Origin of the sequence: Streptomyces sp. NPDC050617 (genome assembly GCF_040654795.1) — a bacterium.
Classification (GTDB): Bacteria; Actinomycetota; Actinomycetes; order Streptomycetales; family Streptomycetaceae; genus Streptomyces.
On sequence record NZ_JBFAIS010000008.1, the window covers coordinates 71,166 to 93,306 of the forward strand.

The 22,141-nt window shown below is 68.9% G+C and carries 15 protein-coding genes; 8 read left to right on the plus strand and 7 right to left on the minus strand.

Going from position 1 to position 22,141, the window contains the following annotated elements; all coding sequences use genetic code 11:
* Positions 1 to 69: 69 nt before the first annotated feature.
* The 4 genes from AB0I49_RS13360 to AB0I49_RS13375 all read right to left on the minus strand — a co-directional run bounded on the left by AB0I49_RS13360 (position 70) and on the right by AB0I49_RS13375 (position 7,001).
* The gene (locus AB0I49_RS13360; RefSeq protein ID WP_363227054.1) at positions 70 to 2,028 is read right to left on the minus strand and encodes a primary-amine oxidase; all 1,959 of its coding nucleotides are present in this window, start codon (positions 2,026 to 2,028) and stop codon (positions 70 to 72) included.
* A 75-nt stretch (positions 2,029 to 2,103) separates the two neighbouring features.
* Complete coding sequence (locus tag AB0I49_RS13365) at positions 2,104 to 2,880, minus strand: alpha/beta fold hydrolase (RefSeq protein ID WP_363227055.1); 777 nt, start codon at positions 2,878 to 2,880, stop codon at positions 2,104 to 2,106.
* Positions 2,881 to 2,887: 7 nt separating this feature from the next.
* A complete protein-coding gene (locus tag AB0I49_RS13370) occupies positions 2,888 to 5,830 on the minus strand; it encodes an amino acid adenylation domain-containing protein (protein ID WP_363227056.1) in 2,943 nt (980 codons plus the stop codon).
* Between the two features lies 1 nt (position 5,831).
* Positions 5,832 to 7,001 carry an acyl-CoA dehydrogenase family protein gene (locus AB0I49_RS13375; protein ID WP_363227057.1) on the minus strand — a complete coding sequence of 390 codons (1,170 nt, stop codon included), beginning with the start codon at positions 6,999 to 7,001 and terminating at the stop codon, positions 5,832 to 5,834.
* Between the two features lie 543 nt (positions 7,002 to 7,544).
* Between AB0I49_RS13375 and AB0I49_RS13380 the strand changes: the two genes are divergently transcribed.
* From AB0I49_RS13380 to AB0I49_RS13410, 7 genes are all read left to right on the plus strand, one after another.
* Positions 7,545 to 7,859: a hypothetical protein gene (locus AB0I49_RS13380; RefSeq protein ID WP_363227058.1), complete on the plus strand. Its 315-nt coding sequence runs from the start codon at positions 7,545 to 7,547 to the stop codon at positions 7,857 to 7,859.
* A gap of 326 nt (positions 7,860 to 8,185) precedes the next feature.
* Complete coding sequence (locus tag AB0I49_RS13385; protein ID WP_363227060.1) at positions 8,186 to 9,070, plus strand: hypothetical protein; 885 nt, start codon at positions 8,186 to 8,188, stop codon at positions 9,068 to 9,070.
* Between the two features lie 20 nt (positions 9,071 to 9,090).
* The gene (locus AB0I49_RS13390) at positions 9,091 to 10,728 is read left to right on the plus strand and encodes an AMP-binding protein (RefSeq protein ID WP_363227062.1); all 1,638 of its coding nucleotides are present in this window, start codon (positions 9,091 to 9,093) and stop codon (positions 10,726 to 10,728) included.
* A 151-nt stretch (positions 10,729 to 10,879) separates the two neighbouring features.
* Positions 10,880 to 11,347, plus strand: coding sequence for a nuclear transport factor 2 family protein (locus tag AB0I49_RS13395; protein ID WP_363227063.1), 468 nt, complete (start codon positions 10,880 to 10,882; stop codon positions 11,345 to 11,347).
* Between the two features lie 578 nt (positions 11,348 to 11,925).
* The gene (locus AB0I49_RS13400) at positions 11,926 to 12,375 is read left to right on the plus strand and encodes a (2Fe-2S)-binding protein (RefSeq protein WP_363227226.1); all 450 of its coding nucleotides are present in this window, start codon (positions 11,926 to 11,928) and stop codon (positions 12,373 to 12,375) included.
* The gene (locus AB0I49_RS13405) at positions 12,375 to 13,352 is read left to right on the plus strand and encodes a xanthine dehydrogenase family protein subunit M (RefSeq protein WP_363227064.1); all 978 of its coding nucleotides are present in this window, start codon (positions 12,375 to 12,377) and stop codon (positions 13,350 to 13,352) included. The genes AB0I49_RS13400 and AB0I49_RS13405 overlap by 1 nt, the downstream gene beginning before the upstream one ends.
* Complete coding sequence (locus AB0I49_RS13410; RefSeq protein ID WP_363227065.1) at positions 13,349 to 15,532, plus strand: xanthine dehydrogenase family protein molybdopterin-binding subunit; 2,184 nt, start codon at positions 13,349 to 13,351, stop codon at positions 15,530 to 15,532. The genes AB0I49_RS13405 and AB0I49_RS13410 overlap by 4 nt, the downstream gene beginning before the upstream one ends.
* A gap of 18 nt (positions 15,533 to 15,550) precedes the next feature.
* Here the strand turns inward: AB0I49_RS13410 and AB0I49_RS13415 are convergent, their stop codons facing one another.
* Positions 15,551 to 16,456 (minus strand): LysR family transcriptional regulator, encoded by a 906-nt coding sequence (locus AB0I49_RS13415; RefSeq protein WP_363227066.1) that lies wholly within the window; start codon positions 16,454 to 16,456, stop codon positions 15,551 to 15,553.
* Positions 16,457 to 16,849: 393 nt separating this feature from the next.
* Between AB0I49_RS13415 and AB0I49_RS13420 the strand changes: the two genes are divergently transcribed.
* Positions 16,850 to 17,965 carry a serine hydrolase domain-containing protein gene (locus AB0I49_RS13420; protein ID WP_363227068.1) on the plus strand — a complete coding sequence of 372 codons (1,116 nt, stop codon included), beginning with the start codon at positions 16,850 to 16,852 and terminating at the stop codon, positions 17,963 to 17,965.
* Between the two features lie 30 nt (positions 17,966 to 17,995).
* Here AB0I49_RS13420 and AB0I49_RS13425 read toward each other — a convergent pair whose 3' ends face one another.
* Both AB0I49_RS13425 and AB0I49_RS13430 read right to left on the minus strand, forming a co-directional pair.
* The gene (locus AB0I49_RS13425; RefSeq protein WP_363227069.1) at positions 17,996 to 19,609 is read right to left on the minus strand and encodes a helix-turn-helix domain-containing protein; all 1,614 of its coding nucleotides are present in this window, start codon (positions 19,607 to 19,609) and stop codon (positions 17,996 to 17,998) included.
* Between the two features lie 101 nt (positions 19,610 to 19,710).
* On the minus strand, positions 19,711 to 20,970 hold the full coding sequence (locus AB0I49_RS13430) for a hypothetical protein (protein ID WP_363227071.1): 1,260 nt from the start codon (positions 20,968 to 20,970) through the stop codon (positions 19,711 to 19,713).
* Positions 20,971 to 22,141 lie beyond the last annotated feature (1,171 nt).

The following is a 22,141-nucleotide window of genomic DNA, read 5'->3' on the forward strand; positions in this document are numbered from 1 at the left end:
CCACTCGGGATCATCGGACCGATGATGAATGGAGCGCCGTGCGTCAGGCCGGATTGGTGGGTCGGCGGCTCATCGCTGTTCATGCGTGTGACAGGAGGACGGGGCGGGGATGTCCAGGGCCGGGTTGCCGTCGAAGAAGCCGTTGGGGCTCAGGGTGAATCCCGTGCTCACGACCGGCATGGCGGGCCAGTCTTCGGGCCGTACGACGTGGTGCTCCCCGAAGGTGTGCCAGACGACCACGTCCGTGTTTTCCAAGGAGCGGTCTCCTGCCGCGTAGGCGGGGAGTCCGTCCTCGTCCTCGCTGCGGTTCGGGTAGTCACCCGCGGCGTACAGCTGTGCGGGGTCGTAGGCGGTGACCCAGAGGTGTCCGTAAATGAAGCGGGCCCGCTGCCACGCTTCGCTTCCCTCCGGCTGCATGGGCAGGAGTCCTGATCCGGGAACGAGTTTGTAGGCCACCGGCTCTCCGAGCCCATTGAGTTGGCCTGGGTTGACCACGTTCCAGAATCTTCCTGTGGGCGCGTGCGCGGTGCGGTGCTGGGCTTCGGATTCCGAACGCAGGGGGGTGGTTCGGGTTCTCCAGGCATTCCCGCGTTGGTTGGTTCCTTCCATAGGAAGGGATTCGGAGTCGACCTCGTGAACGGTGTTCCCGTGACCGTCGACGTCCATGTCGAGGCGGGCGCAGAAGAAGTGCTGATGGTGCGGGCCGTAGAGACCTGGAGCGACCAGGGTTCCGTGTTCCGGGCGTCCTCCGACGACAGCCCCGGTGGAAATCATTCCCGTGAGCTTCACCTCGAACCGGATGGTCCCATCGAGATACAGGTACCAGAAATAGCCGTACTGGTAGTTTCCGAGGACGGCGAAAGAAGAAATGACCAGACGGCGCTGGCGCCTGGTGACGGTGGTTCCGGTGCGGAAGTCGGTGTGCTTCCAGGCCACTCCGACGTCTTCCTCATGCATGCAGATCGCGTGTGGGAGTACGACTGGTTCGCCGTCCTGGTCGTGGACCACCGCGTCGAAGTAGCGGATCTCGCCGAGGCAGTCGCATCCCAGTTCCAGGGCGTTGACCATGAACCCGGCCCCGTACTCCCCTTCGTCGAAGGCGTTCTTGTGCCGGTGGGTGATACCGGGGTCTCCGTAGGGGGTGTACATCTCCGAGAGGGAGGCGCGGTGCAGGATCGGCCGGAGCCGGCCTTTGTCCTCGTATCCGACCTGGTGGAGCAGAAGCCCTTCGCGCACCGTGAATCCGAGGCGCAACCGCCATTTCTGCCACCGTACGGCGTATCCTTCGACGGTGAAACTGGGGCCTTCCGGCTGGGTGATTTCGACAGGCCGCAGGTCGTCGCGAGGGCGATTGACGCCCGGCCAGTTCCCCTCCGGGCCCCAAAGGGCAGGATCGTAGTTCCCGGCGAGCGGCGGCAGGGGCACGACACCGTGGTCGGTGACGTCCACGACGTCCATCGAGTCCAGGTCCACGGTCACTTGGAGATTCTCAACGGGCCGTGCGTAACCATTGTCCTGCGGGTGTGCGCGTACGAATGTGAGGGCGTAGCACAGGCGTAGTTCCGGGCTCTCATCGAGAACCTTTGTACGGCCGGTCGGCCAGGCATCCACCATGGCCAGGGAGAAGTCCTCCACTCCGCGGCGGACCATGGCCTGCTGCCAGCGCGCGTCCTGGCGCACGGCTTCGCCGCACTGGGCGAACTCCTCTTCCGTTATCGCCGTTTGCGCTCCCTCGCGGTGTTCGAAGCGCACGACCTCCTGCCGGCTGAGGGACACCACTGCTTCGTAAGTGCGGCGCTGCGCGCGGTCGCGCAGCACCATGAATACCTCACGATCGGGCCGACTGCGGGCATCCCATGTCCGCAGCTTATGTTTCGCGGGCTCCCGCAGGGAGATCATCACGAAGCGCGTATTCGAAGCGATCTCGTATTGTTCCTTCAGCAGTTTGACCGCCGCGCGAATCTCCCTGGCCGTCAGCGGGTCCAATGGGTGCGGGGCACGGGAAACTTCGCCTTCCATTAAAGTCATCAGCTGCCGTACTCCCTCTCGTGGATGATGGTCGGGCGCGGCTTTCCGTGCTGCGGGGCCGGGTTGGCGTCCCGGTTACCGCTGACCGCTGTCGAGAGCCGCGGCGAGGTCCTGTCTGATGGCCGCCAGGACGGCGGGGCGGCATTCCTCCAGATAGAAGTGGCCGCCGGGGAACATTCGGGGAGGCGCTGTCTCTTGGGCGCTCACATGGGCCCACTCCTCCAGCGCCCCGCCGCGCAGCATGCCGTCGTGGCGGCCGGCGTAGCTGCGGACCGGGCACGGCAGCGGCGGTCCGCCGCCGGTATAGCGGTATGTCTCGGCCATGGTGTAGTCGGCCCGCAGCCGTGGAAGGACCAGGCGGAGCAGTTCCGGCTCTTCCAGCACCTCCGGCGAGGTCCCCCCGGCCTCGACCACCGCGTTCAGGAACTCCGCGTCCGGCAGCAGGTGCCGGTCTCCCGGACGTTCCGCGGCCCGGTGCGGGGGCGGGCTCGCGGAGGCGATCAGCAGCAGCGGTGGGCGACCGCGTCGGGACAATTCCCGTGCCGTCTCGAAAGCAAGGACGGCGCCGAGACTGTGTCCGAAGAAGGCGAAAGGGGCATCGGTCAGCGGCATCAGCCCCTCCACAAGGGCTTCAGTGAGCTGCCGCAGATTCGTGGCGTGAGCCTCCCGGTACCGCTTTCCCCTTCCTGGAAGCACCACGGGAAGCACCTCGGCCCGCGGGGCCAGCAGCTGTGCCCATGGTTGATATTCGACGGTGTCGCCGCCCGCGTGGGGAAGACAGAACAGCCTTGGCCGGCCGTCGTCGGCCATCCCCTCGGGCGGCGTGAGCACCCAGTCGGCGGCGTCGCTCATGAGGCGGTCACTTCGTGTCAGCTGCTGCGTTCAGGCAGCTTTCGGCGAGTTCCTTGACCGTAGGGGCGGCGAGAAAGGTCGCGAGATCGACCTGGAACCCGAGTTCGTTGCGTACGCGAGTGATGAAGCGCGCCGCGTGCAGGGAACTCCCCCCGGCGGCGAAGAAGTCGTCGCTGATCCCCATCGCCTCCACGCCCAGCACGCGCGCGGCCAGGGCCACGAGCCTCTGCTCCGTACCGGAGGATTCCTCGGCGGTTCGGTGGGCGGTTCCCTCGCTTTTCGACACGCTCTTCGACGCATTTTTCGACGCATTTTTCGATACGGGCGGAAGGGCCGCGTAGTCGACCTTGCCGTTCGCCGTCAGGGGGACGTCCGCTATGGCACGGATGCCGGACGGCACCATGTGGCTGGGCAGAATTCCCCGCAGTTGACTGCGGAGCACATCTGGGTCGAAGGTTTCCGGGTCGGCCGGAACCACATATGCGTTGACGCGTCCATCGGCTGCCCGGATCACCGCGGTACGTACGTCCGGACGCTCTTCGAGAGCACTGCGGATCTCTCCCAGTTCCACCCGGTGCCCGGCGATTTTGACCTGGTCGTCAAAGCGCCCGAGAAAAACCAGGGCTCCGTCCTCGCGCATACGCGCCATGTCGCCGGTCCGGTAGAGCCGCGCGGTGGTGTCGGCCGTGAACGGGTCGGGTACGAAGCGTTCCGCGGTCAGTTCGGGGCGGTCCCGGTAGCCGCGTGCCACGCCCGCGCCCGCGACGTACAACTCCCCGGCCCGGCCCGCCGGAACAGGCTCGCCCTTCTCGTCCAGGAGGTACACGCGCACATTGCCGATGGGCAGTCCGATGGGGACCTCTCCCTGTTCTTCCGCGGCGGTGCACTGCCAATGCGTGACGTCGATGGAGCACTCGCTCGGCCCGTAGCAATTGTGCAGTACGGCCTGTGAGCCGCTTCGGTGCAAGCGCCGTACCAGGCTCGGCTGGAGTTCTTCTCCGCCGCAGAAGATGTGCCGGAGGCCGGCCACGTCCGCCAGGGCGGGGTCATTTTCCTCCAGCAGCAGATCCAGTGCCGAGGGAACGCAGGTGAGGGCTGTGACGCCCATCGTCAGCATTGTCCGCAGCAGTTGACGCGGGTCGCTCGCTCCGGTCGCGACCGGGGCCAGGGCCGCGCCTGACATCAAGGGGGCGAAGATCTCCCAGATCGAGGGGTCGAAGCCGAGTGCCGTGTGCTGCAGAACCACATCGCGCGGCCCCAGCTCGAATTCGCTCGCATCCCAGTACAGGCGGTTGGTGAGGTTTCGGTGCTCGACTTCGACGCCCTTTGGCGTGCCGGTGGAGCCGGAAGTGTAGATGAGGTAGGCGAGATCGCGGGGCGCCGCCAAGGGAGGCGGCGCAACATTGGGCTGCTCGTCGAGGACCGTGCGTACTTGGTCGAGGGCGGTGACCGGCACGGGAAGATCCGGGATGCGGTCCAGCCAGCGTTTATGCGTGAGCACCGCCACCGCACCGCTGTCGCGCAGCATAAAGGCGATGCGCTCGGTCGGATAGCCGGTATCCAGGAAGAGGCACGCACCGCCGGCCTTGAGTACGGCGAGGGCCGCGACGATCGCGTCGCGGCCCCTTTCCATACAGATGCCCACCGGGGCATCGGGGCGTGTCCCCTGCCCCCTCAGTAAGTGCGCGAGCCGGTTGGCCCGAGCGTCCAGTTCCCGGTAGGTAAGCGTGCCGGACGAGGAGAGGAGCGCGGGGTGATCCGGGTAGGTCAGGGCGGCGCGTTCGAAGAGGTCGTGCAGGCACAGCCCGGCGGGGTACGAAGTTGCCGTGTCATTGACGGACGGCAGTGTCCGCTCGCGGAACAGGGAGGCCAGCCGCGCCATGGGCGGGCCGTCGTCCCAGAGGGCGCGCGGTTCCTGACGGGTTGGAGCGGGGTGCCTCTCGGCGATCAGTGCGGTGGAACGCGGCGCGGTGGAACGCGGTGCGGTGGGAGGCGATGCTGCGGAGCGCGGTGCGGTGGAAGGCGATGCGGTGGAGGTGCGCGATTCTTCCCTCAGCAGTTGGCGGTAGCACGTTGCCGGGATGGTGTCGACGGCCAGTCCCGCCGCGCCGAATACCTGTGAGGCGTGCCCGACGCACTCCCTCGCCAGGGACAGCGTCGCCTCAAGAAGCCCTTCGGCGTCGGCCTCCAGACCTGTGGGGGTACTGCTGCGGTCTGGCAGGTCATCGAGGCGCAGCAACTGCATGTCGACCGCGAGCCGCAGCCCTTCGAGCCGTGCACGCTGCCCGGCCAGCGGGAAGGAAAGTGCCTGGTAGGACCCGATGGGCCTGCCGAACTGCCGACGGGTGCCGGCTCGATCCACCGCGCCCCACAGGGCGGTGAGACTGAGCCCGAGGAGATGGGCGCTGCGAAGCAGCAGCGCGGCTGCCTTCGTCTGGCCGAGAGGCGATTCCTGCCGGGGGCGGTCCGCTGGTAGCTGGACTCCGACGACGCGGGTTGAGGGGGAAATTCTTTCCTGGGCCGGCAGCCGGTGGATGTCGAGGGTGCGGGCACGGGTTCCGAGGAGCAGGAGGAGGTCGGGAGCGTTGTCGCAGAAATAGCTGACGCCGGGTGCGTCGGGCTCTTCGGGGCAGAACCCGAGGCCCGCCGTCGTCTCGCCCCGCAGTACGGTCGGCAGCGATGCGGGGGCTGTACGCGCGAGGTGGTGTGCGACGACCACGGTGTCCTCGGCGTCGCTGGGCGCCAACGCCCGCCCCAGTTCCTTCGCCAGGAGACCTGCCTCGTGCCATCCCAGGCCGAGCCCCCCTTGGTCGACAGGGACGCACAGCCCGTTCCAGCCGTTGCGCGTCATGATGGCGCGGGCTTCGACGGTCGAGGGGGCGGTGGGGGAAGGCCGGGCACGCGCGAATTCATCAGCCAGGTGACGCCGCCAAGAAGTCGTTACGGGCACGTCAATCGTCCTCCCAAGGGTCGCTGCCGTCCATGAGATCAGTGGCCACCGTGGCCAACAGCATTTCGGAGGTGCCGGCGGCGAGGGTCAGTCCCGGCGCCTCTCGTGCGGCTTGTACGAGGTCAGGGAAATGCGGGTCTTCATGCGGCCTACCGAAGGCCGGCCCGAGCAACTGCCAGGCAAGCAGGGCCACTTGTTGGGCGAGGCTGCTGGCCCACCATTTGGCGCCGGCTGCCGAAGCCGGGTTCTGCCGCTCCTTCGCGACATCGCGCACAGCCCGCCACGACAGCAGCCTGGCGGCCTGGATCTCGGCGTCGAGCCGGTGCAGGCCGTGCCGCGGGCCCGCCTCCTCCAACTGCCCTCGCGCCTGGAGCCCGGCGACCAGTTGATCGAACCAACGGCGTGCCTTCCCGGCGAAGTTGACGCCCGTACGCTCCAGCCCCAGGGCCTCCGTCAGCAACGCCCATCCCTGGCCCGGGCTCCCCACCAGCGCCTCTTGAGGCAGAAACACTTCCTCGAGCCGCACTCGGAAGAGATCCTCATGGTTGATGGAGTCGATTTTCTCGATGCGCACGCCCGGGGCCTGTAGGGGCACGATGAACAGGCCGACCTCGGCGAACTTGGTCCCTCGGCCCTCGTCGGCGATACGCGCCGCCACCGTGCCGAACTGCGCTTCCGCGGTGCGGGCGTTCCAGACCTTGGTCCCATTGAGGCTCCACCCTCCTGGAACGGGTTCGATCCTCGTACTCATCGCCCCGAGGTCGCTGCCCACCTCGGGCTCGGTATAGAGGACGGAGAAGACCGTGGTACCTCTCGCAATCCCGGGTAAATACCGGGCGCGCTGCTCTTCGGTACCGACTCGCATCAGGATAGAACCCGCATTATCGACCGTATTCACCCGCACGCTATCCGGGATACCGTGCAGGGTCAGTTCCTCGGCCACCACCGCTGAGGCGTACTCGCTCAGCCCCAGACCTCCGTAGCGGCGAGGCCAGTGTGGCGCGAGCCAGCCATTGGCGCCGAGCTCCTGATATATCCGGGCTGGGTGCGGGCACTCCTCGTCGGCTTCAGCCCACACCCACGCCATCTCGTCACGGGCAAAGGGCCTGGCCAAGAGTTCACGAATAGACGCGCGCAGGTCCGCTTCATCCTCACAGCCAGAATTCTGCATACTGGTCCCCTGATCAGGTCGGAGACGTGCGGCACGCTGGACCGGCAACACAGCCATGCGACACCAGCACCCGGCAATCAGATTGCAAACTTAAGGGCGCGTCATACAACTGTCAACCGCCCCTCAAGATCAATTTATCACCGTTGGAGAGCGCGCAGCTAACGGCTTGAACTCATTGCTTCACGACGAGCTCCCTTCCCCCAATGGAAGATCTTGATAGCATTCATCGCGCTCTGGAATTGGCACATAAGCGATGTCGATACAGAATTAATCACGCCGCGAGGGCAGGCCCAGATCGCCTTCTTGCGACGACATCTTCAGTTTCGTTCGGCCGGCCGCAATATAGGCATGTTCAGAGCCTCCCTGCTGGTGCCCGTATCTCCGTACCGGTGGAGCAATCGCAGGAGTACGCCGACGAGGGCGTCCCGCACGCAGGCTCGGCAAGTACGGCGTCTTCGTTTCCCCTCGTCATGCGCCGGGTGCATTTGGACGATCCGCAACTTGCGTTGGTGACGGCATGGTCGACGGTGGATGCTGGCTTGCATGACGCAGCACGAGACCATCACCGGACGCGACCTGCGCAGCTTGGTCGGTACCGCGGCTGCGGTTGCCACCGTCCCGATGGATGGATGCGAAGTTGCGGCACAGGCGACGACGGGGGACGTCACCGTACGCATGGCCGCTCACGGGTCAGCTATGTCGGTGACCACGTATCCGCAGGCAGCGCTGCTGGACGCGTCGCGCAAGCGATCACGACTTCCCGGCAGCGCTGCTGGCGCCGGTCCGTTAGCGGCAGCGGAGCACGGCGCGGGTGCGCTTTCCGACGATGAGTGGTCGGTTTCGCGGGTCTGCTGCTGATCGCCGGTCATGAGACCACCGCGAACGTGATCCCGCTCGGCACATTGGCGTTGCTGTACCGGCCTGACCAGCTCCGATGAACCGAGCGCGACTGCGCTGCGCCTCGGTTCCGAACCTCGGTTCCGCACGCCGGTTTCGTCCGGAACGTCACCCAAGCCCACCGCCCACCGCCCACATGTAGCCATCGGCCACGGCATCCATCACTGTCTCGACGCGACGCGACGCGCCACGCCCCTGTCGCTGCCCTGCTGTCACGGATCGTGCGCTGGTCTACGGACCGCAGTCCCTCCCCCTCCGGCCTGGTGCCCCTCTCGAATGGAAGAACGTTGACCATCGACGTACAACCCGCCGCCGCGCTCCCGGCCGAGGCCGACTTTCCCGACCGCCGGCAGGTGGTGCAGCGGTTCGGCGACCTCGCGCCGGATGGCACGACGAGCACGGTGGCCCTGTCGCGCATGTTCGAGCACCCTCTGGTCGGTCTGCGCTTCGCGCGCTTCGACAAGCTCGTGGCCGACGGCGGATTCGGGCCGTTCCGTTTCCTGTTCGTCGGTCAGCGTGTCGAACGGCGGACGGCATTCGGCAAGCACGGCGAGATCGTACGGATCGGTACCGGCATCCGGGCGATCGGGCGGTCCTCGTACACCTACGGTCAGGGGATGTTCGCCGACGGGCAGCTCGTCGCTACGGCCGAGGGCACCATGGTGCTCGCGGACGAGTCCAAGACGATCCCGTTGCCGGAGGAGCTGCTCGCCGATCTTGAGGAACTGCGACTGCCGGAAACAGGCATGGCAGCCGCGGCGAGGCCCGATCCGCGGCGCCTTGAGCGGCGGTACTACCCGGCCACCGCGACCGTCCACGCCCGCGTCGGGGACGTCGATCTCAACCGGCACGTCAACTACATAGCCCAGCTCGGCTGGTACGACGAGGCGATCGCGGCTCACGCACACGGCCTGCTGGGAAACGGTTCCGCGGGAGAACTCCCGCGGTTCCTCCCCTGGCGCTATCAAGTGAACTACCTCGGCGAGGTCCACTACCCCCGCGCCTACGACATCGGGATCGCCGTCAGCGGACACGACGAGCACACCGTGCACTACGAACTGGGGCTGTTCGACAGCGGACAGTGCCTGGGGACGGCGGACGCCGCCGCGCCACGCGGTGCGCTCCCCGGCGTCGCACTCGCGGACGCGGCCCCGTCCGCGTCAGGCACCTAACGAAGGGCGGCTCACGCATCATGCCGAAAATCTTGACGGAGTCGTACTGGCCCGCCGACACCAGCGCACCGGTGGTGGAGCTGACCGCCGGAGACCTGCTGCGGGAGGCCGTGCGGGACGCAGGGGCCCAGACCGCCCTGATCGAGGTCGCACCGCTGGATACCCCGTCGCTGTCCGGCGCCGAACGCACCGATCGCCGGTGGAGCTACCGGCAACTGCTGGCCGAGGCCGAGCAATGCGCGCACTGGTTGCTGGCCCGGTTTTCCCCGGGCGAGCGGATCACGGTCTGGGCTCCCAACATCCCCGAGTGGATCATCCTCCAGTACGGCGCCGCCTTGGCCGGTCTGGTGGTGGTGACCGCCAATCCGGCGCTGCGCGCCGCGGAACTCCGCTATGTACTGGAGCAATCCCGTTCGGCCGGGCTCTTCCACACCGCGGCGTTCCGCGGCAGTGACATGACCGCGATCGCGCGGGACGCCGCGCACGGGCTCCCGGAACTCAGAACGACCGCCTGTTTCGCCGACTGGCAGACGACCGTGCGCGCCCATCGGGACAGCGGGCCACTGCCGGAGGTACGTCCTGGTGAAGCCGCCCAGATCCAGTACACCTCCGGCACCACCGGGTTCCCCAAGGGAGCGCTACTGCACCACCGCGGTCTGGTCACCAACGCGAAGTTCATGATCGACCGGGCTCAGCTGCCCGAACGGGGCACTCTGGCGTCCGCCGCGCCGCTGTTCCACACGGCCGGCTGCGCCATGGGGGTGCTCGGCAGTGCCCACCAACGAGCTTCCTACGTCCTGTGTCAGCTGTTCGACCCCGCGCTCGTGCTCACCGCGGCCCAGGAGCACCGGGCGGACATGCTCGGCGGGGTCCCGACGATGCTCATCGCGCTGCTGAACCACCCCGGATTCGAGCAGTTCGACCTGTCACACCTGTCGCGGGTGCTCGCCGGCGGCAGCCCCATCCCGCCCGAGCTGGTCCGTCGCGTCGAGGACCGCTTCGGAGCCCGGTTCACCGCTGTCTACGGCCAGACCGAACTCTCCCCGGTGATCACCCAAACCAGCCCTGACGATTCGCCCGAGGACAAAGCCGCCACCGCCGGCCGTCCACTGCCTCGGGTCGAGGTCGCCGTCCGCGACCCGCGGACCGGGGACATCGTGCCGGTCGGGCAGCCCGGGGAGATCTGCGCCCGTGGTCACCAAGCCATGCTCGGCTATTTCGAGTTGCCCGAGCGCACCGCCGAGACCATCGACCAGGAGGGCTGGGTGCATACCGGCGACCTGGGCAGCCTCGACGAACGCGGATACCTCACGGTCACCGGACGGCTCAAGGACATGATCATCCGAGGCGGGGAGAACATCTACGCCACCGACATCGAGCAGGTCCTGTTCACCCACCCGAAGGTGCGCGACGTCGCCGTCATCGGCCTGCCGGACCCTACGTGGGGCGAAATAGTCGTCGCCGTGCTCGTACCCGCCGAACCCGGCCGACCACCTACGGCGACGGAGCTGCACGACTTCTGCCGCCTGCGGCTGGCTCCCCACAAGACACCGGTGCGCTGGCTCCGGACCACCGAACTGCCCCTCACCGGCTCCGGAAAAGTCCGAAAACACCGGCTCCGTGAGCTGGCCGACCACGCCGGGCTCCAAGAGCTATAACGCCGGCGTCATGGCCCGGGTGCAGCGAATTTCCGGCGGGCGAGGCTCCCATGGGGTCCCCACCCCCCGCTTTCCGTTCCTCACACGGCATTCAACCTGGAGCACCATCTGCCCAGGATCCGTGAACCACTACAACATCTCAGGAGGTCACGTGCTCGACATTCAAGAAATTTCCGACCGGATGGAGATTCAGGAGCTGCTGGTGGCTTACGCTGCCGCGATCGACAGCAAGGATTTCGACTCCCTGGACCGGATATTCACCGAAGACGCCCATATCGACTACACGACATTCGGCGCTATCGCGGGCACCCGCGCCGAAATGAAGGAGTTCCTCGCGTCGAGCATGGCGCAGTTCGCCGCGTGCCAGCACCTGATCGCCAACCCGGAGATCCGCTTCGACGGCGACGGCGACGGCGACGGAGACCGCGCGACGGGACGGGTGATGTGTCTGAACGCACTCGGCTTCCCGACCGAGGACGGCGATCCGCAGATCGCGTTGCTGGGCATGTGGTACATCGACGAATACATCCGCACACCGGCGGGCTGGCGGATTTCCCGGCGAGGTCAGGAACGCAGCTGGACCAAGGGGTTCGGCGACGTCCCCGGAAATACACACTGACCCGTATTCCCGGACGGTGGGCTCCCACGACGAACCTGGGTTCCCCTTCGCCCGAGCGTCGGCGCGCGACGATGACGTCTTGGAGGACGTCTTGAACGCCCCCTGCATTGTGGGCCCGGCAGCAGAACCGCTGCCGGGCCCACAAGACTTCCTGGCCGGCCGCGGGACCTGACGCGACGTTGCAAGGCCGGGAAGAGCCACAAGACGCCAAACTGCCAGCATCTTGACGGCCACCGCGGCGAACTCAACGACCTCGGCGACCTCGACGACCCCGGCGACCCCGGCGACCTCGGCCACCCCGACGACCTCGAAAACGGACCGCCAATAGATAACGGCGCGGAAAACCCGGGGGATCCCCCTCCCCCGCACCATGCGCTGAACGCATCGAAATGATCCGCACATTGCGTTGGTGACGGCCCGGTCGGCGGTGAAAGCTGGATTGCATGACGCAATACGAGACCATCACCAGACGCGGGGTGCTCAGCCTGGTCGGCTCCGCGGCGGCGGCCGCCACGCTGCCGTCGGGCAGCGGCGAAGCGGCGGCGCAGGCCACGACGACGACCGATGTCACCGTGCGCATGATCGTCAACGGGTCGGCGACGTCGCTGACCGTGGATCCGCGCGTAACGCTGCTGGACGCGTTGCGGGAGCGGCTGCAACTGCCCGGCACGAAGAAAGGCTGCGACCGCGGTCAGTGCGGCGCCTGTACGGTGCACGTCGACGGGCGGCGGGTCGTGTCCTGCCTGACCCTGCTGGCCACCGTGGACGGCGCGTCGGTGACCACGATCGAAGGGCTGGCCGACGGCGATCGCCCGCATCCCCTGCAGCGGGCGTTCGTCGACCACGACGGTCTCCAATGCGGATTCTGCACCCCGGGGCAGATCATGTCCGCCGCCGCGATCATCGACGAAGGGGGCGCCCGCACCGACGCGGAGGTCCGCGAGCAGATGTCCGGCAACATCTGCCGCTGCAGCGCGTACCCGGGCATCCTGGCCGCAATCCGCCAGGCACGGACGGAGATGCGCTGATGCGCCCGTATGTGTTCGAGCGTCCTGGCAGCGTCGACGACGCGGTGCGACGGTCCGGTTCCGGTACCGCGTTCCTCGCGGGCGGGACGACGCTCGTAGATCTGCTGAAGCTCGACGTCATGACTCCGGGCCGCGTTCTCGACATCAACCGCCTGCCGTTGCGCGGGATCGACGCGGCGGGCGGCGGGCTGCGGATCGGGGCGCTGGAGCGGATGAGCGACGTGGCGGCGGATCCCCGAGTCCGCCGCGGCTACCCGATGCTGAGCCAGGCGCTCGAACTCAGCGCGTCCGGCCAGCTCCGCAACATGGCCAGCATCGGGGGGAATCTGTTGCAGCGCACACGATGCGGTTACTTCCGCGACGTGAGCACGCCCTGCAACAAGCGGCAGCCGGGCAGCGGGTGCCCGGCGATCGAGGGCGAGAACCGGACGCATGCCGTGCTGGGGACCAGCGGCTCATGCGTGGCCACCCACCCCAGTGACCTTGCCGTGGCTCTCGTCGCGCTCGATGCCCGGGTGCAGTTGCGGGGCAGGGACGGCGTTCGCGCCGTCGAGCTGCGCGACTTCTACCTGCTGCCCGGTGAGACCCCGCACCGCGAGCATGACCTGCGGCCCGGAGAGCTGGTCACCGGTGTCGTCGTCCCGCGTCTCGACTGGGCTCAGCGCTCGGTCTACCTGAAGATCCGCGACCGGCAGTCGTACGAGTTCGCGCTCTCGTCGGCGGCTGTGGCGATCCGGCGCGACGGCGACAGAATCGTCGACGCGCGCGTGGCGGTGGGCGGAATCGGTACCCGGCCATGGCGGTTGCCCGCGGTCGAATGGGCGCTGGCCGGTCGGCCGGCGGCCGAGGCCACCTATGTGACGGCGGTCGCCGACGCGGCGGACGGTGCTCGTCCGTTGCGGCACAACGCATTCAAACCGGAGTTGATGCGGCGTACCGTCGTGCGGGCGCTGCTGGAACTGGAGCGTATTCGATGACCGTCTCTCCGCTCGGACGCGAGATCGATCGCGTCGACGGGCCTTTGAAGGTCACCGGCCGTGCGCCGTACGCCGCCGACTACCGGCCCGAGGGCCTGGTGCACGGCTATCTCGTCCAGGCCGCTGTCGGCCGGGGAACGGTTCGCGGCATGGATGTGTCCCGCGCCGAGGCCGCGCCCGGGGTCATCGCCGTCTACACGCCGTTCCGACCGCTCCGGCTCCATGCGCCGAGCGGTGAGAGCGGTGAGAACTACAGCGCGTTGCAGGACACCGCCGTCCGATTTCGCGGCCAGATCATCGGCCTGGTCGTGGCCGGTACCTTCGAGCAAGCCCGGGACGCCGCCGCGCTGGTCTCCGCCGACTACGCGGTCACGCCGTCACGGACCTCGCTGGCCGACGCCGGTCCCGGCGTGTCACAGGGCGTCGTGCAGAAGCTGGCCCCTGGTGTGTCGTCCATCGACGCCGCACTCGCGTCGAGCCCGGTCACCCTCACCACCTCGGTCACCCAGCACGCCCACCACCACATCGCGATGGAGCCCCACGCCACGACCGCGGTGTGGGTCGACGACCAGCTCACCGTCTACTGCGGAGCGCAGGCGCCGCAGCGGGCCGCCGCGACGATCGCCGCTCGCCTGGGCGTCGAGCCCGCCAAGGTGCGGCTGATCTGCCGCTACACCGGCGGGGGTTTCGGCCAGCGCTCACCGGTGTGGAACGAGGCGCTGCTGTGTGCCGCCGCCGCCCGCGCGCTCGATCGTCCGGTGAAACTGGTGCTGAGCCGGGAACAGGTGTTCACCGCCATCGGCCACCGAGGAGCCGTCCGGCAGACGATCCGGCTCGGCGCCGACGCCGACGGCCGGCTCCGCGCGCTCAGCCACGACAGCGACGCGGAGCTGCCCGCGGCCGGCGGCTGGCAGATGATGCCCGGCCGCGACACCTCGGCGGTGACGTACCGCACCCCGAACATCCGGATCGACCAGCGACTGGTCACGCTGGACACTCCGCCGACCTGGTCGATGCGGGCCCCCGCCGAGGCGCCCGGCATGTTCGCCCTGGAGACCGCGATGGACGAACTCGCCGTGCGCACCGGAGTCGACCCGGTGGAACTGCGGCTGCGCAACTACGCGACGGAGGACCCGGTCGAGGGCCGGCGCTTCTCCAGCAAGTACCTCGACGAGTGCTACCGGGTCGGAGCCGAGCGGTTCGGCTGGGATCGGCGCCAGGCGCGCCCCCGGTCGCGGACCGACGGCGACTGGCTGATCGGCATGGGGATGGCCAGTGCGGTCTACCCGGCGTGGCGCCAGCCCGCCTCGGCGCGGGTCCGGTTCCGCGCCGACGGCCGCGTCGCCGTCGCCTCGGCCACGTCCGACGTCGGCACCGGCGCCTTCACCATGCTGGCGGCGGTCGGGGCGGGAGAGCTGGGCTTGCCGATCGGCTCCGTCACGGCGGAGGCGGGTGACTCCGCGCTCCCGCCCGGCGGTGTCGGGGCGTTCGGGTCCAGCGTCACGACGAGCACCGTGCCGGCGGTGCAGGCCGCGTGCCGGGCGGCCGTCACGGCGCTCATCCGGTCGGCCGTGGACAATCCGCGGTCCCCGTTCGCCGGCATCGACCCCGCGGCCGTGCGCTATCGCGAGGGCAGGATCGAGGCGGACGGCGCATCGGTCGACTTCCGTACCCTGCTGCGAGGCATGGACGTGCCGTACGTGGAGGCGGTCAGCACCGCGGCGCCGGACGCGGGCGCGGCCCCGTACCGGTTCCACTGCTTCGGCGCCCACTTCTGCGAGGTGCGGGTCCACCGGCTGACCGGCGAGCCACGCGTCGACCGGTTCACGTCGGTGTTCGACGTAGGGCGAGTCGTCAACGCCAAGGCGGCCCGCGGTCAGCTCATGGGCTCGATCATCTGGGGCATCGGGCACGCCCTGCTGGAGGCCGACCCGATCGAGCCGGAGGGGAGGTTCGCCGCGGCGAGCATGGCGGACTACCTCGTCCCGGTCCACGCCGACACACCGGAGATCGACGTGCACTGGCTGGACCGCCCGGACCCGCACATCAGCGAGTTCGGCGCCCGCGGGCTGGGCGAGATCGGCCTGGTCGCCGCCGCCGCGGCGATCGGCAACGCCGTGTTCAACGCGACCGGGATCCGCGTCCGCGACCTGCCGATCACGATGGACAAACTGCTGTGAGGCCGGTACGCGCGGCTGTCAGCCGGTCAGGTCCTGTGCCGCCGCGCGGATCGTGTCGCGCAACCAGGAGTGCATCGGGTCGGATTCCAGCCGCGCGTGCCAGATCATCCCGTACGGAAACGCGTCGAACCCTTCCGGCGCCTCGACCAGCCGCACCCGCGGATCAGTGGCCGCCCGCGGTTCCGCGAGCCGCCGCGGGATCGTCGCCACGAGAGCCGTACCGGGCAGGACGTCGAACGCCGAGCTGAAGTGCGGCACCCGCACCGCGGCCCTCCTGCTGTGGCCAAGCGTCTGCAGCCACCGTTCGATCATGGGTTGCTCCTGGTGCAGCAGCGTGACCACCACGTGACGGGCGGCGACGTAGTCGGCCAGTGAGAAGCGATCCCGCACCGGGTGGTCGCGGTCCACGACGCAGACCACGTCGTCGGTGAACAATCGCTCCCACCGCAGCAGCGTGGCGGGGCGGAGCACGGACAGCGCGATGTCGGCCCGGCCCCGTTCGAGGTCCGCGTACGAGTCCTCGTCCCGTGGTTCGATACGGACTTCCAGCTCGGGAGCGGCCTGGAGGAGCCGGGGCAGCAGGTGCGGCCCCAGCGTCGCGGTGGTGTAGTCGGTGCCGATGACGCGTACGATCCCGGTCGCCGTGGAGGGATCGAAGCCCCGGCCGGACACGAGGCTCTCCAGCCGGGGCAGGAGCAGGGCGAGTTCGCGCTGCATTTCCCGCGCTCGGGGGGTCAACTCGTAGTCGCCGCCGGACCGGACCAGCAGCTCGTCGCCGAACAGCGCGCGCAGCCGCTGCAACGTGCGGCTCATGGACGACTGGCTCAGGTGGAACAGCCCGGCGGCCCGGGTCACATTCCGTTCCTCGAGCAGGATGGAGAGAGCACGCAGTTCGTGCAGCAGCCCAAGATCACTATGCGGCATGCGCACAGTATGCATCCGCGTCAGCGGCCTCTCCCGCCGGACCGGCCGAGGCCGCTGCGGCAGCCTGCCGGGCTCGACTGCGCAGGCCGCAGGGCCGCAGGGCTGTGTGCCGGGCCCGGCCTCAACACCGGACCGCTGGGCTGTGTGCCGGACCACCCGGCCTCAACACCGGGCCGCAGGGCTGTGTCTCGGACACGGCCTCACCATACGCGCGCCGGTACCCCTGCCCCCTTGGCCATCAGCACAATCCGCCAGGCCAATGGTTGGCCATGTGGACAGCTCCAGGGCTCCGGGCGGTTTCTAGGGTGGCGTTCTCCCCGGTCGAGGGAAACGGCCGCGAGGACACGAGGCCGAGCGCGCGCCGTACGCGGCTCGCCCCTGAAGAACGGAGACATGGTGCGACGGAAGACGAGTGCGGTGCTGGCCCTGGCGTTCACCGCCTCATTGCTGGCCGCTCCCGCTGCCTCGGCAGAGACGCCTCAGTGCGACACCCAGCGCATCCAGGCGGCGGTGAAGGACCTGGGGAGCGTCGGCGCCTCGGGGATCAGCGTGACGGTGAAGAGCCCGCTGTGCGGGGTCCGGAACGGCGGTACCGGCCTCGCCGACCTCAAGACGGGCCGCAAGGTCGTCGGCAATGAGCACAGCCGTATCGCCAGCAACACCAAGACCTGGACGGCCACGGTCGTACTGCAGCTCGTCGGCGAGGGCAGGATCGGGCTCGACGACACCGTCGACCAGTACCTGCCGGGCCTGATCCGCACCGAGCACTACGACGGCCGCAAGATAACGGTCCGTCAGCTTCTCCAGCACACCAGCGGCCTGCCCGACTACCTGGAAGCGCCGTTCTGGCAAGACCCGGATGCCCACCGCTGGGAACACATCGACCCCTTGCAGACGGTCGAGCAGACGCTGACGCTGCCCCCGCCCGACAGGACTCCGTCCGGCTTCGCCTACTCCAACACCAACTACAACCTGGCCGGCCTGATCGTCGCCGAAGTCACGGGCCACGGCATCGGCGCCGAGATCGAACAGCGGATCATCAAGCCCCTCGGGCTGCGCGACACCTACTGGCCCGGCGACCGGACCACACTCCCCGAGCCCGACCTGCGTGGCTACGCGCAGGAGGACGGGAAGCCGGTGGACAAGACCGAATGGAACGTCTCCGCGGCCGACGCGTCGGGGGCGCTGGTCACCACCGGCGCCGACGCGACAGCCTTCTGGACCGCCCTGTGGACCGGGAAGCTGCTGGCCCCCGCCCAGCTGGCCGAGATGAAGCACACCGTTCCCGAAGAGGAGGGCGGCCGCTACGGCCTGGGCGTCGAGCGCTACGAGCACACGCCGGGCTTCGTCACCTGGGGACACAGCGGCTCCATGGAGACCAGCCACAATTTCCGGAACGCCGTCACCGACGACGGACAACGCGCCGTCACCCTGCTGATCGGCTCGGACCAGTTCGACTCGGCGAAGGTGGACGCCGTCATCGACGACCTCATCCGCACCCTCCGCTGACAGGAGACCGGAAACCGCCGGGGCCGCCGCTCACCGTGGAGGAGGAACGGCGGCGCCGCCGGTTCCGGCGGCGCCGCCGAGTCCCGCGAGGGTCCTCAACTGCAGCCAGAGGACCAGCCGTTCGTCGGGGTCGTCGAGATTGATCCCGAGCTGCCGGCCGGCCTGCCTCAGACGGTAGCGGCAGGTGTTGGGGTGGACGGAGAGCTCTTCGGCCGCCCTCGCCACGTCACAGCCCGCGTCGAACCAGGCCACGAGAGTACGGGCGTAGTCGGAGCCGTGATCGAGGTCCGCCGCCAGCACTCGCCGCCAGGCGCCCGCCCTCAGCACCCGCTGCTCCCCCATCACTTCGGAGAGCAGCAGGAGCGTCGCCTGGGGACGCACCTCGTCGATCACGGCCACCGGCAGGGCGTCGTGCAGCAGCCGCAGGACCAGATCCGCGTCCGCCCGCGAGTCGGCCACTTCGCCGAGGTGGGACACCACCTCTCCGAGCGCCGCTCGCACGGGCGCCCGCAGCGACCGGTCGGCCCGGCGCACGATGTCCTCCGCCAGCTGCCGGTGCCGCCGGTCGACCGCGCTCCGCTCCTGCGGCGCGCGGCCTCCGCCGTGCTCGCCGGGCGCGGGCAGCAGCCCGTACACCACCCCGTCCAGGAGTACGCACGCCTGTCGCCCGTAGCGTGCCTCGCACTGCAGGCGCACGACGTCCAGCAGCCTGAGCGAGGTCCGCTCGGCGTCCGGCACGCTCGCCGCGGAGTCGATGGCGAACGCGGCCACGCGGACCGCGTCCCACCCCAGGCGGTGTGCCGCCGTCCGGGCGTCCGCCGTACCGTCCAGCAATCGGCGTACCAGGTCGGTGTTCTGATGGCGGGCGAGTTCCTGGGCGGCGCGGGCCCGCAGCAGGAGAAGCGCCGCCGTCGACGCGCCCTGGGCCAGGGTCTCCTCGGCGTCCCCGGCGAGCGTGCCGCCGTCGACCGCCCAGACCGAGCCGAGGGGCTCGCCGCCGGCCCGCACCGCGACGGCGAGCCGCGGCAGCCCGTGCGGTGTGAGCGGCGGCAGCCGCACCGGTCCGTCCGAGGCGAACACCAGCCGGACCTGCTCCGAGTTCTCCACGTCGTCCGGGACCTGAAGTCCGAGGATGCCCTGGCGGCGCTCCTCATCGACCGGCTGGCCGGGCACGGTCGAGTAGGCCAGGACCCGCTGACGCGGGTCCTCCACGGACACCGCGCCGCCGGCCGCTGCCGCGATCGCGTCGGCCAGCGCGAACAGATCCCCCAGCCCACCGCCGTGCGTGGACCGTGTGCCGATCGCCGAGGCGAGCAGCAGGTGCACATGGTGCCAGGCCGTCTCCTCATCGACCGCCAGCAGCGCCACACCGTGCGCCTCGGCCTCGCCGACCGGCCCGTCCGCGCCTCGCACCACGACTCCGGTCATCCCCGCCCGCGCGGCGGCCCGCACCAGCGGCCCGGCCGCCGCCGCCCGCACGCCGACCGCGAGCAGCAGGGCCCCGGGCGCATGCGGCAGCGGAGCGTGCGGGTCGTGCAGCAGCACCTCGGTGACCGGGGCCGAGGGGTCGGCCGGCGCGGCCCGCAGCCGCAGGGTCGGGCTGCCGACGATGGTCAGCAGGCCGCTGAAAGTACAGCCGTTCATGTGCGCTTTTCCTCGTATCGGCTCCGGGATGGCCGGGCTGCCGCCCGGAAGCCATCGGGCACTTGTGGCCGGCGCGCGGGACCGCCCGGGGTTGCTGTCGGTCAGACCTTCAGGAGGTCGAATGTGCCGGATCCGTCCTGCCTGCCGCTGGAGTACTGGCGCAGGAACTCGCCGTCGGCGTAGCGGTCATAGCCGACCATGGAGCCGGTGTACTTGTTCTGAATGCCGATCTTCCCTGAGCCGGGGACGTCGCGGTAGATGGAGAACCGCTGGAGGTTGTCCTCCGCGCAGGTGGCTGTCGTCAGGGCCGCCCGTTCGGTGGACGCGTTCTGCCCGGAGATGGTCGCGCATCCGCCGTTGCCCCAGTTCCACAGGGTCGCTTCGAGGACTCCGTCGTTCTCGGTGACGTTGCACAGGCGCCAGTTGTCCAGGTGGGCGCTGAAGATCGTCGATTCGCGCAGGCGGATGCCGTCGTTGGCCAGGAGCGGTGCGCTCCAGTTCAGCGGCTTGCCGGGGACGGCGATCTTGTAGACGTCGGATTGGCAGTTCAGGGCGGGCCGCGTGCTGGGGGCCGGGCTCCCGGTGGTCTTCTTGGCGGCCGGCCGGCCGTGCGCGTCGGTGGTGGCGGCTTCCTGGGCGGCCTTGACGGCGTCGGCCTTCGCCGAGGGGACCGCACCGGCCTCGTGCCCGGCGGTCGCGGTCGCGGTCGCGGAACCGCAGTCGAGGAGGGCTTGCGCCCTGGCCATGATGCTGTTCGCGGGGACCTTGTCCTCGCAGCGCACCGCGCCTTCCTCAAGAGTGGTGTAGGTGGTGTAGCTGCCGGAGTCGACGCCCTTGATCCACTTCAGGGCCCAGGAGCCGTCGTCCTGCTTGACGCGGTTGCAGTTGATGCTGCCGTAGGTGCCGGTGACTTTCTTGGTGCCCTTGTAGAGACCGTAGTAGCCGGGCTGGCGGAAGCTCCAGGTGATGGAGTCCGAAACGCTGCTGGTTGAGGTGTAGTTGACCTGCACGTTCAGGCCCAGGCTCGCGCCGACTTTGCCGAGGGTCTCGACGGCGAAGCTGCCTTCGACGTTGCCGTTGAGGCCGACGGAGACCGAGATGGTGGTCTGGGTGCTGGTGTTGACCGTATGCGTGCCGGTGGTGCCCTCGGTGACGTACCAGCCCTTGAAGTGGGTGATCGTCGGGGACACCTCGGAGGTCTTGATGTACGGGTGGCGTGTGCCGAGGTCGGCCGCGGTACAGGACTGACCGGCCTCGGGCCCGGCCCCCGCGGCGGCCGTAGCGGCAGGTGCGGCGGCGGCCGGCGAGGCCGTGAGGCCCGCCGCGGTGAGCACGCAGGCCGCCGAGGCGGTGGCGGCCATGAGCATTCTGCCGATACGGCCGACTGGTCTTCTGGCGCGCATTGTTGCCCTTCCCCCTGATGGTCGCTGGTCTGACAGGGGGTGAATGTAGCGGCCGGCGAGGGTGGTGGCGTGAGCCCCGAACTGGCCAAAAATGATAGTAGAGGGGCTCATTCCGCCCCCGTGTGCACAGACTTCGGGCCGGTTCGATCCCAGGTAGACCCGTACACCACCGACTGAGGAGAACCGCCCTTGAAACGTCTCAGACGTCTGCTCGCGGCCGTAGCCGCACTCTCGCCGTCACCGCGGCCCTGCTCGCCCTGGGCGCCTCACCGGCGACCGTCGCACCCACCGGAAACCGGGCGGCGCCCCCAAGCCCGAGAACACGGGCGCGGGCGGTGAACTCGGCCGGGCCGTCCTCGCGGACCGCATCATCGAGATGGAGTGGTACGAGGTGATCATCGCGCCGTGACGCGGGGCGATCCCACCCCAGTCGGCGGCACGGGCCCGCGGGCGTGCCTCGTCGTGAGAGGCGGCGCGCGGTCGAACAGGACCGCCGACCGGGTGATCCTGACCGGGTGGGCGCAGGGGGACAGGGCCGCTGTCACCGTTCGAGGGTGATTGCCTCGCTTTCGAACACAAGAAAATCTATGGCGAGCGCAGTAGACATTAGGCGGCGGTGTGGCTATGGTTTCTCTTGTAGCCGAGATCGAGCAAGACCTGGCAGAGATGAACTGCCGGTCAGCGGTAAGCAGTTGCAGGACGGTGCGGCGGTGGAGTTTCGAAGCCAGAGCGGTTGCAGGACGGCGACGGGGCTGACTGCCGGACCGGGTGGCCCGCAGTGATCAGGGGCCGCCGGAGCAGTACCGCAGTTCACGCAGTAGCAGTTCAGTAAGTTGCGGTTCGCAGTACCCAGCAGTGAGTGAAGTGAGTGAGCAGTACCTCGGTGAAGGCGTCGGCTGCGGGCGCGCGCACCGGGAAGTTCGGCAGTGGGGTTCCAAGCCAGAGCAGACGCAGGACGGGCGACGGGGCTGGCTGCCGGAGGGTGACGCTGTCACAGGTCACCGAGCAGTACGCATCACCGGCAGTTCGCATCACCAGCAGTACACAGAAGAGCAGTACCAGCAGTACCCGCTAGGTAAGTGAGATCCCAGAGGGAAGAACGGAGGAGCGGGCACCATCAGGATCGCCC

Coding starts and splice junctions, on each gene's coding strand:
- AB0I49_RS13400 (WP_363227226.1), top strand. CDS start 11,926: ATGATCGTCAACGGGTCGGCGACGTCGCTGACCGTGGATCCGCGCGTA.
- AB0I49_RS13410 (WP_363227065.1), top strand. CDS start 13,349: ATGACCGTCTCTCCGCTCGGACGCGAGATCGATCGCGTCGACGGGCCT.
- AB0I49_RS13405 (WP_363227064.1), top strand. CDS start 12,375: ATGCGCCCGTATGTGTTCGAGCGTCCTGGCAGCGTCGACGACGCGGTG.
- AB0I49_RS13390 (WP_363227062.1), top strand. CDS start 9,091: ATGCCGAAAATCTTGACGGAGTCGTACTGGCCCGCCGACACCAGCGCA.
- AB0I49_RS13415 (WP_363227066.1), bottom strand. CDS start 16,456: ATGCCGCATAGTGATCTTGGGCTGCTGCACGAACTGCGTGCTCTCTCC.
- AB0I49_RS13375 (WP_363227057.1), bottom strand. CDS start 7,001: ATGCAGAATTCTGGCTGTGAGGATGAAGCGGACCTGCGCGCGTCTATT.
- AB0I49_RS13430 (WP_363227071.1), bottom strand. CDS start 20,970: ATGGCCGCCACCGCCTCGGCGGCCTGCGTGCTCACCGCGGCGGGCCTC.
- AB0I49_RS13420 (WP_363227068.1), top strand. CDS start 16,850: ATGGTGCGACGGAAGACGAGTGCGGTGCTGGCCCTGGCGTTCACCGCC.
- AB0I49_RS13380 (WP_363227058.1), top strand. CDS start 7,545: ATGACGCAGCACGAGACCATCACCGGACGCGACCTGCGCAGCTTGGTC.
- AB0I49_RS13365 (WP_363227055.1), bottom strand. CDS start 2,880: ATGAGCGACGCCGCCGACTGGGTGCTCACGCCGCCCGAGGGGATGGCC.
- AB0I49_RS13425 (WP_363227069.1), bottom strand. CDS start 19,609: ATGAACGGCTGTACTTTCAGCGGCCTGCTGACCATCGTCGGCAGCCCG.
- AB0I49_RS13360 (WP_363227054.1), bottom strand. CDS start 2,028: ATGACTTTAATGGAAGGCGAAGTTTCCCGTGCCCCGCACCCATTGGAC.